The organism is Pedobacter sp. AW31-3R (assembly GCF_052180285.1).
Taxonomy (GTDB): domain Bacteria; phylum Bacteroidota; class Bacteroidia; order Sphingobacteriales; family Sphingobacteriaceae; genus Pedobacter.
Genome location: NZ_CP197475.1, coordinates 1,601,755 through 1,618,593, shown reverse-complemented (window position 1 = coordinate 1,618,593; position 16,839 = coordinate 1,601,755). Strand labels below are relative to the sequence as shown.

The 16,839-nt window shown below is 45.0% G+C and carries 16 protein-coding genes; 14 read left to right on the top strand and 2 right to left on the bottom strand.

Annotated elements, in window-relative coordinates; all coding sequences use genetic code 11:
* The first annotated feature begins 13 nt into the window (after positions 1–13).
* The 14 genes from ACSBL2_RS06690 (at position 14) to ACSBL2_RS06625 (ending at position 14,604) form a co-directional block, all read left to right on the top strand.
* The gene (locus ACSBL2_RS06690; protein ID WP_442590903.1) at positions 14–1,687 is read left to right on the top strand and encodes a hypothetical protein; all 1,674 of its coding nucleotides are present in this window, start codon (positions 14–16) and stop codon (positions 1,685–1,687) included.
* A gap of 83 nt (positions 1,688–1,770) precedes the next feature.
* On the top strand, positions 1,771–2,889 hold the full coding sequence (locus tag ACSBL2_RS06685; protein WP_442590902.1) for a glycosyltransferase family 4 protein: 1,119 nt from the start codon (positions 1,771–1,773) through the stop codon (positions 2,887–2,889).
* Between the two features lie 51 nt (positions 2,890–2,940).
* Complete coding sequence (locus ACSBL2_RS06680; RefSeq protein WP_442590901.1) at positions 2,941–4,128, top strand: glycosyltransferase; 1,188 nt, start codon at positions 2,941–2,943, stop codon at positions 4,126–4,128.
* Between the two features lie 15 nt (positions 4,129–4,143).
* Entirely contained in the window at positions 4,144–5,163 is a 1,020-nt protein-coding gene (locus ACSBL2_RS06675) for a glycosyltransferase (RefSeq protein ID WP_442590900.1), read from the top strand.
* On the top strand, positions 5,160–6,380 hold the full coding sequence (locus ACSBL2_RS06670) for a glycosyltransferase (protein ID WP_442590899.1): 1,221 nt from the start codon (positions 5,160–5,162) through the stop codon (positions 6,378–6,380). Before ACSBL2_RS06675 ends, ACSBL2_RS06670 begins: the two co-directional genes overlap by 4 nt.
* Before the next feature lie 62 nt (positions 6,381–6,442).
* Complete coding sequence (locus tag ACSBL2_RS06665) at positions 6,443–7,009, top strand: WcaF family extracellular polysaccharide biosynthesis acetyltransferase (RefSeq protein ID WP_442590898.1); 567 nt, start codon at positions 6,443–6,445, stop codon at positions 7,007–7,009.
* A 22-nt stretch (positions 7,010–7,031) separates the two neighbouring features.
* Positions 7,032–8,027 (top strand): glycosyltransferase family 2 protein, encoded by a 996-nt coding sequence (locus ACSBL2_RS06660; protein WP_442590897.1) that lies wholly within the window; start codon positions 7,032–7,034, stop codon positions 8,025–8,027.
* Positions 8,028–8,068: 41 nt separating this feature from the next.
* A complete protein-coding gene (rfbF, locus tag ACSBL2_RS06655) occupies positions 8,069–8,917 on the top strand; it encodes a glucose-1-phosphate cytidylyltransferase (RefSeq protein ID WP_442590896.1) in 849 nt (282 codons plus the stop codon).
* 92 nt (positions 8,918–9,009) lie between these two features.
* Positions 9,010–10,086, top strand: a complete 1,077-nt coding sequence (locus tag ACSBL2_RS06650; protein ID WP_442590895.1) for an NAD-dependent epimerase/dehydratase family protein — start codon at positions 9,010–9,012, stop codon at positions 10,084–10,086.
* A 10-nt stretch (positions 10,087–10,096) separates the two neighbouring features.
* Positions 10,097–10,639, top strand: a complete 543-nt coding sequence (rfbC, locus tag ACSBL2_RS06645; protein ID WP_442590894.1) for a dTDP-4-dehydrorhamnose 3,5-epimerase — start codon at positions 10,097–10,099, stop codon at positions 10,637–10,639.
* Between the two features lie 47 nt (positions 10,640–10,686).
* A complete protein-coding gene (locus ACSBL2_RS06640) occupies positions 10,687–12,012 on the top strand; it encodes an NAD(P)H-dependent oxidoreductase (RefSeq protein ID WP_442590893.1) in 1,326 nt (441 codons plus the stop codon).
* Between the two features lie 192 nt (positions 12,013–12,204).
* Positions 12,205–13,497 carry a WcaI family glycosyltransferase gene (locus ACSBL2_RS06635; RefSeq protein WP_442590892.1) on the top strand — a complete coding sequence of 431 codons (1,293 nt, stop codon included), beginning with the start codon at positions 12,205–12,207 and terminating at the stop codon, positions 13,495–13,497.
* A 60-nt stretch (positions 13,498–13,557) separates the two neighbouring features.
* Entirely contained in the window at positions 13,558–14,328 is a 771-nt protein-coding gene (locus ACSBL2_RS06630; RefSeq protein WP_442590891.1) for an exopolysaccharide biosynthesis polyprenyl glycosylphosphotransferase, read from the top strand.
* 69 nt (positions 14,329–14,397) lie between these two features.
* Positions 14,398–14,604 (top strand): YtxH domain-containing protein, encoded by a 207-nt coding sequence (locus ACSBL2_RS06625; protein WP_442590890.1) that lies wholly within the window; start codon positions 14,398–14,400, stop codon positions 14,602–14,604.
* A 59-nt stretch (positions 14,605–14,663) separates the two neighbouring features.
* Here the strand turns inward: ACSBL2_RS06625 and ACSBL2_RS06620 are convergent, their stop codons facing one another.
* Both ACSBL2_RS06620 and ACSBL2_RS06615 read right to left on the bottom strand, forming a co-directional pair.
* The gene (locus ACSBL2_RS06620; protein WP_442590889.1) at positions 14,664–15,701 is read right to left on the bottom strand and encodes a hypothetical protein; all 1,038 of its coding nucleotides are present in this window, start codon (positions 15,699–15,701) and stop codon (positions 14,664–14,666) included.
* 131 nt (positions 15,702–15,832) lie between these two features.
* Positions 15,833–16,816, bottom strand: coding sequence for a multidrug resistance efflux transporter family protein (locus tag ACSBL2_RS06615; protein WP_442590888.1), 984 nt, complete (start codon positions 16,814–16,816; stop codon positions 15,833–15,835).
* Positions 16,817–16,839: the final 23 nt, after the last annotated feature.

Below are 16,839 nucleotides of genomic sequence, written 5' to 3'. Positions count from 1 at the left end.
TTTTCTTTCTGATATGAGTTCCCATGTTTCACCATCACTCATGCAAACGGGTAAAAACTTACCTGAGCTTGCCTGGCATACTGCTGACAAGAAAGTTATTTATGTCAAGCTCCGGAAGAATACCCATATCATTGCAGAAGTCAATTCCTGGTCATGGATTTTATTGATGGCCACTGCTGCTTTTCAGTGTTTCTTTTTCTGGAGTATCCCCAATTTTGTGTCCATCATTTGTGTAATGATCGCCTGGCTCATCCTCAGCTTTTTCTTTATGAATGAAAAGACGCTCAGGAATTATCCGCTTTCAACTTTTCTGGTCATCGGGTTCACTGCAACACAATTTTATTTTCCCTTGCTTTTCACTTCACTGGAATTTAAACCTGTGGTCTTCAATTTAGAGTTACCCTATGAAGTTTTTTTCCATTCCCTGGCGGCACTGATGGTGCTGGTCATGGCACATAAGATCTACAGGCTATTTCCGCAGCAGACCAAAAGGCCAAGTTCCTACCTTTACCGCTATGGATTTTTTACTCCACCCGACGATTTACAACTATGGCTGATAGGAGGTTTAGGGTTAATGGCCAACATTTATGTGTTCTTTGTCTCCACCGACATTGCGACCCAGGTATCAGGAAATGCAAGTGATAAAGCGATACAATCGCTGCTGCCTTTCGCCTACGCGCCCTATTTCATCCCTGTTAAATCCATATTCGGGGGTAAAGAAACCAAGGCTAAAAAACTGGTACTACTGCTGACCTTGTGGACATTGGCCCTTTTTATCATCAGCATGGCAAGAAATAGCCGGGGAGCTTTTATGATCGGATTTACTTCCATTGCTTTTGCCTATGGCCTGGGGATGTTATTACAGATATTTGAACTCCCAAAAATAGCTTTTAAAAACATCGCTATCGCAGCCACCGTGTTCTGGATAGTCACAGGTCCCCTGGCCGACCTTGGAACTGCCATGGTCATTGTCAGGAGCCAGCGTGCAGACATCACCAAAGCGGAACTGATTGAACTTACCTGGAACGCTTTTCAGGATAAAAATGGAATCGCCATGCGCAGGCTTGCGGATAAAAATGCAGAAGGGAACTGGGATGAACGGTACCTGGACAATATTTTTACCGCCAGGTTTGCCAATATCAAATTTAATGATGCCAGCCTGGTACAAGCGGAAAAAGTAGGGGAGAAAAATCCGGAGATGCTGAGATATTCCATTGATTATATGTGGGGTGCACTTCCCGGCCCGATATTAAAGCTGGCTAATCCGGATGTGAATAAAGACGAAGTCTACTCCAGTTCTTTTGGCGACTACATTTATCACCTTGCCGGAGCCGGTTCCCTTGCCTTCGGTGGTTACCGTACAGGGCATTTCGCCGGTACCGGCATGGCAGCATTCGGATGGTGGTACCTCCTTATTTTCGGCATTTCAATGGTTCCTGTATTCCTGCTATTTGATAAACTGTGCCTGATTACCGGAACCATACGCTATCATGGGCATACGGAATATAAAATGGTCTTCAGTGTAGCCGGACTATTAACGCTGACGGCAATTTTTCAATTCCTCCCTATTGAAAGTGTTTCAGGAATTATAGCCTTTTTGATCAGGGGGTATCTCCAGATTATCCTGCTCTATTTTGCCATTTACCAGGTCAGCAGGCTCCTGAGCAATTTCATCCATAAGTTTTAATCCTCAATCTATTGACAATGACTCCCAAGCTTTTAGTATTTGACACCCACCCCGTACAGTACAGGGTACCGATATGGCAAAAAATGGAAGAACTCCACCCCGGATCGGTACATGTCGTATATGCTTCAGACTGTTCTGTAGTTGGCCATGCTGACAATGAATTCGGAATTACCATCGGCTGGGATATTCCCATGTTAAAAGGGTATCCGTATTCTATCCTTAACTGTGAGAAGGGAGCTCCCCTATCCAACTGGGGTTCTCTTACCGGTGAAGGGGTAAAAGCTGTCATCAACAAAATAAATCCTTCTGCCGTATTACTCACTGGCTTAAATTATAAATTTGACCTGGTCGCCTATCTCACGGCGCGGAAATCGGGCATCCCTGTTTGGCTGCGCTGTGAGACACAGGATTATGCGCTGAAGCGATCGAAACTCAAAGAAATCTACAGGTTACTGGTCTATAGTATCGCCTATCGTGCCCTGAACAAAATATTTTATATCGGGAAATTGAATAAGATGCATTATATACGGCACCAGATCTCCCCGGTCAGGCTTAAGCCAGCTTATTATGGGACCAAAGATCTTTTCATTGACATGACCGCAGCACAAAAGAACCTTATCCGTGCGAGGGCAAGGCTGTTCGCCGGCATTGACCTCACCGCTGTGGTGATCGGCTTTTCAGGAAAGTTTATCCCCAAGAAAAATCCGGAGATACTTTTTGATATGTTGGCATTCCTGCCTACAGAGCTTAAAAAGCGGATACACCTTTATTTTATGGGGTCAGGAGCCTTACAGCCAACATTAGAAAGCAAGGCTGCAGAGGCGTACAGGAAGTATGGAATAAAAACCCATTTCACAGGCTTTGTCAATCAGTCAAAGCTTGTCCCCCATTACCTCACGATGGATGTGCTTGTCCTGCCCTCAAGAAGAATGGGAGAAACCTGGGGACTGGTGGCCAATGAAGCCATGCAGGCGGGTTGCAGTGTGGTGGTCAGTGATGCTGTTGGCTGCAGTTCAGATTTTTCCTCCTGGGAACGTTTCAGGGTCTTCCCTGAAGGTGATGCTGCAGCGCTGGCTGAAAAGGTAACCGACTTAGCCAAATATCACAGGGAATTTGACTGGGCAAAACAGGAGCTGGAAAACTACTCCATCGATGCAACTGCGGCTGCCTTGCTCAGGGAATTGACAATTACTGAAAATTAAAGATCACTAAAAATTGGTGGACTGAGCGCATTCCTCCTACCAACACCAAACATGAATATTGTATTCTTCTCCAATGCAGATTTTTTCGGGACACAGAAAAGACCTGAGTTTTCCAGTATGCCGCGCTTTACGAACATGCTTGCCGAAGGAATGGCCAAAAGGGGGCATAAGGTAAAAATATGGTCGCCACGCTCCCGGTTTTTTCTTCTTCCCTTCAAAGGCACGATGAAAAAATGGATGGGCTATATTGACCAATACCTGCTCTTCCCTGCAACAGTAAAAAAGCTCCTGAGAACATGCAGTAAAGATACCCTGTATGTATTTACTGATCAGGCACAGGGGCCATGGGTTCCGCTGGTAGCAAATAAACACCATGTGATCCACTGCCATGATTTTCTTTCCCAGCTATCTGCCATGGACAAAATTGAGGAGTGTAAAACAAGTTGGACAGGAAAGAAATACCAACGCTTCATCCGTAACGGATACCGTAAAGGCAAACATTTTATCTGTATCTCCAATAAAACAAGAAATGACCTGGAAGAGCTGCTTCCGCAGATGCCTTTGTCCTCTTCAGTTGTTTATAACGGGCTGGATGAAACCTATGTACCCCTTCCTGCAGACCGGGCCAGGGCATTACTGAAGAATAAAACCGCAGCAAACCTAGACAAGGGGTATTGCCTGCATATCGGAGGGAACCAATGGTATAAAAACAGGGAAGGCGTAGTTGATATTTATAATGCATGGCGATCGATGGAAAAAATAAAGCTGCCCCTGTTACTGATCGGTCCCCCTCCCTCCAGTTCATTAGCACAGGCCATTGAACAATCCGCCTTTGAGAAAGATATCCATGCCATCTGTAATTTATCTGATGAATATGTACGTTACGCCTATGCTGGTGCCACCGTACTCCTCTTTCCTTCTTTAGCAGAAGGATTTGGCTGGCCAATAGCAGAAGCCATGGCAATAGGCTGCCCTGTGATCACCACCAATGAAGCCCCCATGACCGAGGTGGCTGGAGCCGCAGGATTCTTTATCCCGCGCCGCAATGCCAAGAATAAAGAAACATGGGCAGCTGAAGGGGCAAAAATGCTACAAAAGGTGATTGGTTTATCACATGCGGAACGGAAGCAAGTCGTGAATGCCTCCATCCATAATGCCAGAAGATTCAATTCAAAACATGCGCTGGACCAGATTGAAAATATTTATCGCGCCATCACCGAAACCCCACCATCCAGCTGAAAAAGGAAAAATCATATGATTACACTCATTACTTCAAAAATTCGAAAGGGGAGCCCGGACCTGGAGCTTTTACAACAGTTCGAGCAGTTTTGTTCTGGAAACAGTAACTGGAGAACCAGAAAAGGTCCGGTTCTTTTTTCACCGCGGAGTATTTCTTCCAGGATGTATACCCTCATTCATGCCTTATTACATCCGCTTCTCCGGCACTTTAAAAAACCAGGTGCGGTATTAAGCCTCGGCCTGCCTTATCCCTTATATCTTTATGCCAAGAATTTTCCCTATTTCAGTATAAAATACGACCTAAAGGTGTTGTGGACCTATGATGTATGGCAACCCGTTTATATACCTTTTGAAAATCTTGTCCGTAAAAGCGGAATCAACCTCTTATTACTTTCCAGCCGACAGGCAACAGCCCATTTCCAGCAACTGGATATCCCCGGTTGTGAAGTCCACTGGGTTCCGGAAACCATCAATACTGATGAATACGAATTTAAACCCTGGCATGAACGCCGTACAAACATCCTGTCTTTTGGCCGTTCCTGGCTGACTTACCACGATGCCATTGCAGCTGGATGTGTACAACACCATATAGAATATGCTTACCAGGAAAGAAATCAGCAACACGATGTAGCTGTACATGGATTGCGGAGCCATCTTCAGTTCCCAACCTGGAAGGAATTTATCAGTGGATTGGCCAATGCACAGCTTTGTATTTGCTTTCCCCGGTCCATAACCCATCCTGCACTTGCCGGAAATGTGTCTACCCTCACCATCCGTTACCTTCAGGCAATGGCATCCAAATGCCTGATTATTGGCGCCTCACCCGACGATGCAGCCTACCTGTTTGACTATAATCCGGTAGTAGAGGTAGACTGGACTGATCCCCTGGGACAGATACAGGAGATCCTCGCCAACCCTGAACCTTATCAGGAGCTGATTGAAAGGAATTATAAAACAGTATGTGAAAAATTCCACCACAAAAATGCTGTGGCCCAGATAGAAGAGCTCATCAACCATAAACTGGCAAGACAATGAAAATCCTACATATCGTCCCATCAATGGATTCAAGGCAAGGAGGTGTTTGCCAGGCGGTGCGAACGATGGTCAGAGGTCTGCTGAAAATGCAAGTACACAACGAGGCCGTATGTTTTGACCATCCGGAAGACCAGTTCTCTGTCCACGATTTGTTTAGGGTACACGCTCTTGGAAAAGCCCGGGGGCCATGGAGGTATAACGCTAACTTTTTAGACTGGCTGCTGAAAAATTTAGGCCGCTTTGACGTGGTGATCTTACATGGACTATGGCAATACAATGGCTACGGACTTAGGAAAGCGATGAAAAAGATGCTGCAGTCCAGCGGTTCCCCCTCAATTCCACGCCTATACATAATGCCGCATGGCATGCTCGACCCCTATTTTCAAAAAGCCCCTGAACGCCGGTTGAAGGCCATCAGAAATGCGCTTTACTGGAGATGGATTGAACAGCACCTGGTTAATAAAGCGGATGGACTACTGTTCACCTGCGAGGAGGAATTGGTATTGGCCAATGGGACTTTCAAAGGTTACCAGCCTAAAGGAAAGCTTGTGGTCGGACTAGGTGTAGATCCTGCCCCATTTGATAAGGCAGCACTGACCGAAGCCTTCAGGAAGAAATGTCCGGGCCTGAACGGTTCAGCTTACTTTCTTTTCTTAAGCAGGATTCATGAAAAAAAAGGAGTTGAATTATTGGTAAAAGCCTATTCCGCTTTACTTGAAAACAGGACCTCCGAAGCTACCGCCATTCAGCCGGCAACTTCCCTGCCCAAGCTGGTTATCGCAGGCCCCGGAATTGACAGTCCTTACGGGTATAAGATTAAACGGCTGATTGAAGAAAACGCAGTGTTAAAAGAAAACATTTTTTTACCAGGTATGCTTTCAGGTTCTACCAAATGGGGTGCTTTTTATGGCTGTGAAGCCTTTATACTGCCCAGCCACCAGGAAAATTTTGGAATTGCCGTAGTGGAAGCCCTCTCCTGCGGCCGCCCTGTACTGATTTCAAACCAGGTAAATATATGGCGCGAAATTGCAAAAGATGGGGCTTGCTGTGTCGAAGACAATACCATTGAGGGGGTAACCAGGTTATTGGATACCTGGCAACATTTTTCCGCGGAAAGCCAGGCACTCATGGGACAGCAGGCCCTGGATTCGTTTAACAGGAACTTCTCCCCGATGGCAGCCACACACAGGTTATTGAATGCTATAAAGAGCGAGTAAGGCCAACGCATAGCTCATGGGGGCAACCCTATCCTGTAAAACTCCTATTCACCTCCTCTGAAATGGAAGCAACCGAACACTTACAAACAGATCTTTCTGCTTTTAAAACCGGCGATTACAAAAATGCACCATTGCTGAAAAGGAGCCTGTGGTACACCTGTAGCTGCATCTTTTTCCACAATGCTATTCCCTGGCCTTATGCCTTAAAACTTGGCCTCTTGCGCATGTTTGGTACCAAGGGTGGCAAGGGATTGGTCATCAAAACAAATGTAAGGATAAAGAATCCATGGCGTTTGACCCTGGGCAATCATTGCTGGATTGGTGAATCGGTATGGATAGATAATCTGGAAGATGTCCATATCGGCCACCATGTCTGTCTCTCCCAGGCTGCCCTGTTACTCACGGGCAACCATGATTACACACGTACAGACTTTCCCTACCGGTTGGGGAAAATCACGTTGGAAGACGGCGTATGGATCGGTGCCAGATCAGTCGTATGCCCCGGAGTGACCTGCAAGTCACATTCCGTTCTTACGGTAAATGCTGTTGCGGTAAAAGATCTTGAAAGCTGGAAGATCTATGGGGGAAATCCGGCGCTATTTATCCGCAACAGGAAAATCCACAGTTAAAAAACAGGCAAAATTCTCCTATATGAACATAAAACCAAAGATTTCTATTCTTACCCCGGTATGGAATGGCTTGCCCTACCTGAAAGAGTGCGTAGATTCCGTACGCGCCCAGACCTACGGGGCATGGGAGCTGATTGTAAGCGACAATGGCTCCACTGACGGGACACGTGAATACCTGCGTTCCTTAAAAGATAAGAGAATAAGGGTATTTGAGCAGGAGGAAAATCTTGGGATTATCGGAAATATCAATTTCCTTTTTTCAAAAGCACAGGCTCCCATCAGCCAGATCCTGTGTGCTGATGATTATTTTATTTCCCCGGCAACACTTTCAACATTGGTAAACTATTGGAAAAATGCATCCCCGGATATCGGTTTCGTCTGCTACCGACACATCAACCCGTCAGAACAACGCATTATCAACCTGGAAAGGGAAGTCATCCCTGCAATCATCAAGAGGGCTGAGGCTGACATCTGGTTTTTCATTTTCGGTAATTTCCCCGGCAATCTCTCCAATGTATGTTTACGGACGGAAATTGTTGCTGCCACAGGATATTTTGACGGGGATTATCCCTTTGCAGGCGATTTTGAATTTTGGAGCAGGGCGGCACGGCTGTATAGTATTGGCATACAGCGGGAACACATCATCTACGTGAGGAGACATGAAAAAGTAGCCTCAAATTATCTCGGTTTAAAAGGAGAACTGTTCCTACAGCACCTTTCCATTTATACAAAAATAATTGAAAAATTATCAAAACGATATAACCGCAAAAAACTCATGGAATATTTCAGTCTTGAAATATGCTCCTTTCATTACCGTAATGCACTGTTGCTGGCGATACGGGGAAAGTTTGATTACCTCCGGAATGTGCTTTTCAGTAAATCTGCCATCCTTCTGCCCAAATGGAAACAGCTTTCTTATGGCTGGTCCTTTGTCTTCCTGAACAGGCGGCAGCGCCTCACCTATTCCATGGCCAGGAAAATGGCCAACAGGGAGTTGAGGCGTTTACGAACACACTAAAGAGATCAATTTATACCATTCATACACTTAAAAAACACCTTATGAAAGCAGTAATACTTGCAGGGGGTCTTGGAACCAGGATCAGCGAAGAAAGCGGAGTTAAACCAAAGCCAATGGTAGAAATCGGTGGTAAACCAATCCTATGGCATATTATGAACATCTATTCCTTTTATGGCGTTAATGATTTCATCATTTGTTGTGGTTATAAAGGCCATGTCATTAAAGAATACTTTGCCAACTATTTCCTGAACAATGCTGATGTCACGTTTGATATGGGCCAAAATGAGATGGAGGTACATAAAAGCTCAAGTGAACCCTGGAAGGTGACACTGGTAGATACCGGATTTAACACTTTAACGGGTGGACGCATCAAACGGGTAAAGGATTATATCAACAATGAAACCTTTTGTTTAACCTATGGAGATGGATTAAGCGATATCAATGTGGGAGAACTCATCGGTTTTCATCGGTTGCAGGGTACACTTGCTACGGTAACGGCAGTGCAGCAACCCGGCAGGTTCGGTGCCTTTAACCTTGGTGCCGAGGATACAAAAATCAGTCATTTCCAGGAAAAACCGGAAGGTGTAGAAATGCCATGGATTAACGGGGGATTTTTTGTTTTAGAGCCACAGGTATTGGACTATATCGATGGTGACCAGACGATATGGGAACGCCAGCCCATGGAGAACCTGGCTAAAGCTGCTGAACTTTCCGCCTACAGGCATACCGGTTTCTGGCAGCCTATGGATACCCTGAGAGATAAAGTCGTACTGGATGAGCTCTGGAAAGCAGGAAAAGCGCCATGGCATAGAGAAGAACTTGAGAAAAACAAATATAATACTCATGAAACCATCATAAGCTCCCCACTTACAAACAGCAATGAAAACTGAGCCTGCGAGTTCTTGAATACAAATGAAAAACAATAAGAGCTCATGAAAAACGCTTATGCTCGTTTCATCACCTTTAAAAAAATATTATACTTATGAAAATTTTAATTACCGGAAACATGGGATATGTAGGTCCCGGTGTGGTTGCGCAATTGCGTGAGGCATTCCCCGAAGCACTGCTGATAGGTTTTGATATGGCCTACTTCGCCGCTTTTTTAACCAATGCAACTGTATTGCCTGAAAGTAAACTGGATGTCCAGCTATTTGGGGATGTCAGGACAATCACTTTTGAAGACTTGATCGGAGTAGATGCCGTGGTACACCTCGCTGCCATAAGTAACGATCCTATGGGTAAAGAATATGAGGATATCACCCTGGAGGTCAACTATAAATCAAGTATAAAAATTGCCAAACTGGCCAAACAGGCAGGTGCAAAAACATTTGTCTTTGCTTCCAGCTGCAGTATGTATGGTGCCGCCGATGGAACTGCCAAGACAGAAACCTCTGTATTGAATCCCTTAACAGCTTATGCCCATTCTAAGGTTTTAACCGAACAGGACCTCCAGCCTTTGGCAGATGAGCATTTTACGGTTACCTGCCTCCGCTTCGCGACCGCCTGTGGCATGAGCGACCGTTTGCGCCTGGATCTGGTTCTCAACGATTTTGTCGCAGGTGCCATTACCGATGGAAATATCAATATCCTGAGTGATGGCAGTCCATGGCGCCCGCTCATCAATGTCCAGGATATGGCCCTTGCCATTGAATGGGCCGTCAAACGGGAAGCCCCGGCAGGCAATAGTTTCCTCGCTGTAAATGTGGGCAGCAACGATTGGAATTACCAGGTACATGAAATCGCTGCGGCAGTACAAAAGGCAATACCAGGCACCTCTCTGACTTTGAATAAAGATGCTGTACCAGACAAACGTTCTTATAGTGTAGACTTTAGCCTGTATGCCACTATTGCACCAGACCACCAACCCAGGTACAATCTTACCCAGACTATCCTGGATCTGGCCAACGGGCTGATAGAAATGGGTTTCAAGAACAACGATTTCAGAAATTCCTATTTCATGCGGCTGCAAGTACTCTCCAGTCTGCAACGGAACAACTTCATCAATGCCAATCTGGAATGGAATTATAAACTAACAGAATCCTATATCAATCCCCTTTAATCCCTCTCTTATGATTTTTACTGAAACAAAATTAAAAGGTGCCTATGTCATCGACGTTGCCCGTATTGCAGACAACCGCGGATTTTTTGGCCGTTCCTACTGTACAAACGAATTTGAAGAATATGGACTCAACACCAATATCGTCCAGACCAATGTGAGTTACAACAAAAAAAAAGGAACCCTCAGGGGATTGCATACACAAAATGCCCCCTTTGAAGAAACAAAGCTGGTACGTTGTACCCGCGGAGCGATTTATGATGTCATTGTAGATTTAAGGCCTGCATCAGAAACCTATAAACAATGGATCGGTGCAGAGCTTACCGCCGATAATTATCGGATGTTGTATGTCCCTGAAGGATTCGCCCATGGTTTTATCACGCTGGAAGACGAGTCGGATGTCACTTACCAGGTCACCCAGTTTTACACCCCCCAAACCGAGCAGGGTTTCCGCTGGGACGATCCGGCATTTAGCATAAATTGGCCCATCCAACCACAAATTATCTCTGAAAAAGATCAGCATCACCTTCTTTTCAAAAACAATATCGCTGTCTGAATCCCCAGACACAACTTAACGATCCTTTCATCTCAATACTTACGACCATGATTATAGTAGATACCGCATTATCCAAACTGGAAGAGAAAAACACTCCTATAAAAGTAGCCCTTGTTGGCGCCGGATTTATGGGACGGGCCATTGCTTTACAGATCTGTAAATTCACGCCGGGCATGAAACTGGTGGCCATTTCAAACCATCACCCCGATAAAGCCAGGCAGGCCTACCTGGAGGCAGGCATTACAGAAACATCCGAAGTATCCTTTACGTCACAACTGGAAAGCAATATCAGGGACGACCGGTACAGTATAACTTCCAATGCCATGTTATTGTGCGAGGCAGAAGGAATTGATGCCATCATAGAAGTAACCGGAGCAATTGAATTTAGTGCACATGTAGCCATGTGTGCGATAGAAAATGGTAAACATGTGATTTTAATGAATGCTGAACTCGACGGTACCATTGGCCCCATTCTGAAATACCATGCGGACAAAGCCGGCGTCGTGATCACCAATGCCGATGGTGACCAGCCTGGGGTCACCATGAACCTATACCGTTTTGTCAAGTCAATCGGTTTAAAGCCCGTACTATGCGGCAACATGAAAGGATTACATGACCCATACCGCAATCCCAGCACACAGGAAAGCTTCGCAAAAAAATGGGGACAGAAAGCCGCTATGGTCGCTTCTTTCGCAGATGGAAGCAAAATTTCCTTTGAACAGGCCATTATTGCCAATGGCACGGGTATGCGCGTCAGCAAACGCGGTATGGCCGGACCGACCGTAGAAATTTCAGGCACTGCGCTGAAAGATGCCATCCAGCTGTTTGATGCAGAAGAACTCCTTAAAGAAGGCCCCGGAATAGTGGATTATATTGTTGGTGCGGAGCCTGGCCCCGGCGTTTTTGTCCTGGGTACAACCAGCCATCCCCTGCAGCAGCATTATCTCAACCTGTACAAATTAGGAGAAGGGCCTTTTTATCTTTTTTATACCCCCTATCACCTTTGCCACCTTGAAGTACCAACAACCGTTGCCCGTGCGGTATTGTTTAAGGATGCGGCATTGACTCCCCTTGGCAGACCTTATGTAGAAGTGGTTGCCGCAGCAAAAACTGACTTAAAAGCAGGTACTGCCATTGATGGCATAGGCCATTATATGACTTATGGCTTATGTGAAAACGCAGACATCGTACAACTGGAAAACCTGCTCCCCCTGGGCATAGCAGAAAATTGTATCCTTAAACATGACATTCCTAAAGACCAGATACTTACCTATGATGATGTGATTTTACCTGAGGGAAGGTTGGTAGACCAACTGAGAATTGAGCAGGTCGAACATTTTAAGATGAAAACCAGTGAGCTGATACAACCCTAAAAACGTACCCCCGCCGGCCTTGTCAATTAGTGCTCCCGATACTCCTCTCCAGCCAGGCAATGAATCACTTCACATCAATTGCCTTCTTTCCTCATTTTCAGTCCGACACCCTTTCATTTTCCGGCCCAGTCTGGCAGCTTTTCTGTTGCCAGACCAGAAATCTGTTTGTCTACAATTCAAAAAACGCCAAATATGAAACCTAAAAATTCTACTTCTAAAAAAATTCTGATGATGGGGATCAACTTCGCACCAGAACTAACCGGTATAGGAAAGTATACCGGAGAAATGGCACACTGGCTGGTAGACCAGGGCTACCAATGTACTGTTTTAACCTCTTTTCCCTACTATCCCAACTGGAAAATACAATCCCCTTACAGCGGAAATTTCTATAAAAAAGAGGTCCTGAGAAATGGGATGCTGAACCTTTACAGGTGCCCTTTGTATATTCCTGAAAAGCCCAGCGCCCTCAGAAGGATCTTGCATGATGCCAGCTTTTGGTTGTCTGCCCTTTTGATGACCATCTACCTCCTCTTCAAGCCCCGGCATACGCATATTTTTTGCATGGCTCCCCCATTTCACCTTGGATTTCTGGCTATGCTTTATCGTTTCTTTAAAGGTGGAAAGATCATTTACCATATCCACGACCTGCAGATAGAGGCAGCCAGGGACCTTAAAGTCATCAAGGTAAAACAGGTATTTAGTTTGCTATTCGCTTTAGAGCAGCTGATCATCTCACATGCTGATGTGGTGAGTACCATCTCTCTGGGCATGCTGAAAAAAATATCAGCAAAAACAAAAAAGGCAGTGCTCCTTTTCCCCAATTGGGTAGATACCAACCTATTTTATCCGCTGTGGCCAAGACAGCACCTGAAGAAAGAATGGGGATTCCAGGAAAGCGATAAGGTGGTACTGTATTCTGGAAGCGTAGGAGAAAAACAGGGATTGGAAAGTTTGATTACGATCGCTAAAACACTGGAAAAACACCATTTTATCAAATTTGTGATCTGCGGAAATGGCCCATATAAACAAAAGCTGGAACAACTGGCCAAGGAAAATAAGTTGCTGAACATCTCCTTTCTTCCTACCCAGCCCCTAGACAAGTTCAATCAATTATTGAATATGACAGATGTACACCTCGTTCTCCAAAAGAAAAATGCGTGCGACCTGATGATGCCCTCTAAACTTACTGCCATCTGGGCTTCAGGAGGACTCGCTTTGGTTACTGCAGAACCCGGAAGTACCCTTCATATGGAGATCCTTGAAAACAAAATGGGCGTCGTGATCGCGTGTGAGAATGACCAGCTTCTTCTTGATGCCATACTGGATTGCTGTACGAACGACCATACTGAGCGGCATATCAATGGCAGGAACTATGCAGAACGTTCCCTGAACAAACATCAGATCCTGGGTAACCTGATGCAGCAGCTCCATGAACCTGTAAGCTTGCCAAACCTGATCGTTTCCAATGCCCTTGTTCAGGAATAGCAATTTTTTCAGGAGCCATCCCAGCTGTCCATTTTATATCCATCACCTAATCTATTTCCTATGGCCTTGCCTGAACCTAAAAGTCCCCGCCAAACGTCCGAAGGCGTTAACCCTTCTTCACTGAAGATCGAAAAAACCGAACTTTTACATTCCCTGATTTCTGCCAGGGCTGATGAGATGAATAACCTGGTGAAAGAAGCCATGGTATTTAGCATCCCATCCCCACAGGATGAAGTTTATAACCGGTACATCAAACGTGTATTTGACATTCTGTTCAGCCTGTTTATACTGCTATTTATCTTCAGCTGGCTTTGTCCGCTCCTTGCCTTACTCATTAAACTGGAAAGTAAAGGACCGGTTATTTTCAGACAACTGAGAAGCGGAAAAAACAATGAAGGCTTCTGGTGTTATAAATTCCGGAGCATGAGAATAAATGACGATTCACATCACCGGCAGGCCAGCAGGAACGATGAAAGGATCACCCGCTTAGGGAACTTCCTCCGTAAAACCAGCCTGGATGAATTTCCACAATTTATAAATGTATTGCTCGGTAGCATGAGTGTAGTAGGCCCTCGCCCGCATATGGTGAAACATACGGAGCAATACCGCTATACCATAGACAACTATATGTTAAGGCATTCCCTTAAACCGGGCATCACGGGCTGGGCACAGATCAATGGATACAGGGGAGAAACCAAAGAACTGGATGCCATGCAGCAACGGATTCACCATGACATCTGGTATTTACAAAACTGGTCTGTGCTTCTGGATATCCGCATCATCTTCTTCACCACTGTCCAGGTCCTGACAGGCCACAAAAATGCTTTTTAAAAATCTGCATGGTTTTCCGAACATTTTTGCAGGTAAGGTGTTGAATAGATAGATAAACACTTAAAAGCTATGGGATTACTCAAAACAGCATTAATTGGTGCCGCAGTATATGGTGCGATTAAATATGTGACAAAAAAAGATGTCAACGGAAGATCTATTGTTGACGACTTACAAGATAAAGCTCCTGAATGGGCAGACAAGGCAAAACGTTTCAAAGAGGACCTGGAGTATAAATACAAAAGAACCGATGATCCGTATGTTGACATCAAGCCCTAATAAAAATGCGGTCTATCATCAATCATGGTAGACCGCGTTTTTTCACCGTACGCATGACTTCAAGTTTTAGAATCATGGAATTCCGCCCGGGTAGATTGCTGGAACTCCCGGAGCAATTGTCTTACCCTTCTAGTCGTTGTGGAAGTCCTGATCCATTGAAGGGTATTTCGTTGGAGAAGTTTATACTGATCTTCAGTTAAAACCTCTATTTTCCGCTTTAAATCATCAAAGTTATGGTACGAAATACAATTTACACCATCCGTCAATCCATGCGGGGCACAGCTTTCAGGTTTTTTATCCAGATCTTTAAAACAAAGCACCGTCCCATTAGCTGCGATCTCATAATGCCTGAGACAATCCCAACCAGCACGCATGGTGGTAATTCCAAAACGTGACTCCTGCAGATCTTTATAATAGGCTGCTTCAGACTGGAAAGCATAGTCAATAAGCGAACCTGGTACCTTTGAGGCCACCTCAGGATCTACAATATGTTTAGGAAATTCCTTTATTTTTTTCGGCAGATGGGTCACAATCTTTTCCCTGGGTATACTGTAGCTGATGCTTCTGACATTCTTATGCTGCGGAAGCAGGGCACGCCAGGAAGCCGGCAGCATCCGTCTCCACAGGGTAAAGTGTGTGTCCGGTGTCCATTCTCTTTTAAAATACAGAAAGTTCCGGTGTGCTGCGGGAAGAAACCAAAAGTAGGGCCTGCGCCACCAAAACCCTCTGGCCGGATAGGGCTGTGTGGTATCAAATCCATCAAGGATTAGCGTACGATTAAAGTTTAGCCAAGGCCTGAATTGTATAAAAAGTCCAAATTCACGCTGTATATCCCCAAAAATAATCAAGTCAAAATAATTATCTCTGATTTTCTCCTCCAGCTTAAACCGGTCTATATCCATATCATCCAGTAAACCTGAATATAAGGTAAATCCGCAACCCCTCACCTGCCTGAGTGTCTGCTGCGGACAATTTTTATATAAGATCTCACATTTGGGATAGTCGACGACATCTTTACCATACAACATCCGTAGTCCGTGTAGCACCGCATCGGCTAAATAATCTTCAATGGGGGAAGTAAAAAACAGAATCTTCATGTTCAGGCAAATAAATGTTGGAAAAAAATCACATTTACCTAAAAATAGGATCAAAAAATCAAAGATTATGCGGATTCCTCCTGCTGGGTATTTATTTGTATAAATTGTGAAATACTGAGAAACAGGAAGGGCTATATGCCCAGTGCTACAGTATTTTTTACCGCTGAGGCACCCGTCTTTTTGATAGATAACCAACTGTAACAACCCAGGGACAGGGCCATCATGGCAAAACCGAGGTTCCCGTAAAAACCAGGCCATGGTGTTCCTTTAAAGATCATTTCACCAAATAGGGTAAAAAGGACACCGGTAACCTGGGTAGCTTCTACCGTCATCAGGGCGAACTGATTTTTACTTACCATTTGCAAGGCTTTAAAGAATAGGGTACTCCCGACCACCCCGGAAAACAGGACGGCTATAAAAGACGACTTCAGCTGTAGTGACGAAGGGGCACCAGAGGTATAAAAACCATATAGGGAAAGTGCGATCAATATCGGCAGGCTACCCACTGTCATTCCCAGCACCCGTTGCATAGGATCAAGTTTAATCTCTTTACGTTCCAGATCAAGCATCAGTTTACGGTTTCCAAGAGGCCATAAAAAGGCCGCAAGAAGCGCCATACCGAGGCTCAGCAACAGCTCGGGAAGATGTTCCAGTTTAGCGATATGGTCAAATTGCATCGTTACCAGACTAATCACCAGAAAAGAAGACAAGGTCAAGGCCTTTTTAGAAATCTTCGCTCTGTGGTCATCATAAATAAAAGGGGCAATAAGGATGCCGGCAAGTACAGTAGTCATAAATCCAGCGGTCACCAGCCAGCCCGGGGCAATCCTTATGGCATAGGAAAGCAGCGCATAGTACCCGCCGAAGCCCAGGTTTCCCCAGAGTAAAAAGGTAACGGGAATTTTCTTAAAAGAGCGGATTAAGTCAGACAGGTTCCCTCTCAGCAATACCAGGACAATCAGCACAGGAAGTAATAAAAGATAGCGCAAACTTGCAGTCCATGCCCAGCTTCCGCCATGATAAGCATTCAGACTATTCACAATAATACCAGAGGAAAGGAACAGCGCACTCAATATACCCAGGGAAATGGCTTTTATAATTTTGATCTTCAACATACAGCTGTAAAACTGCATATCAT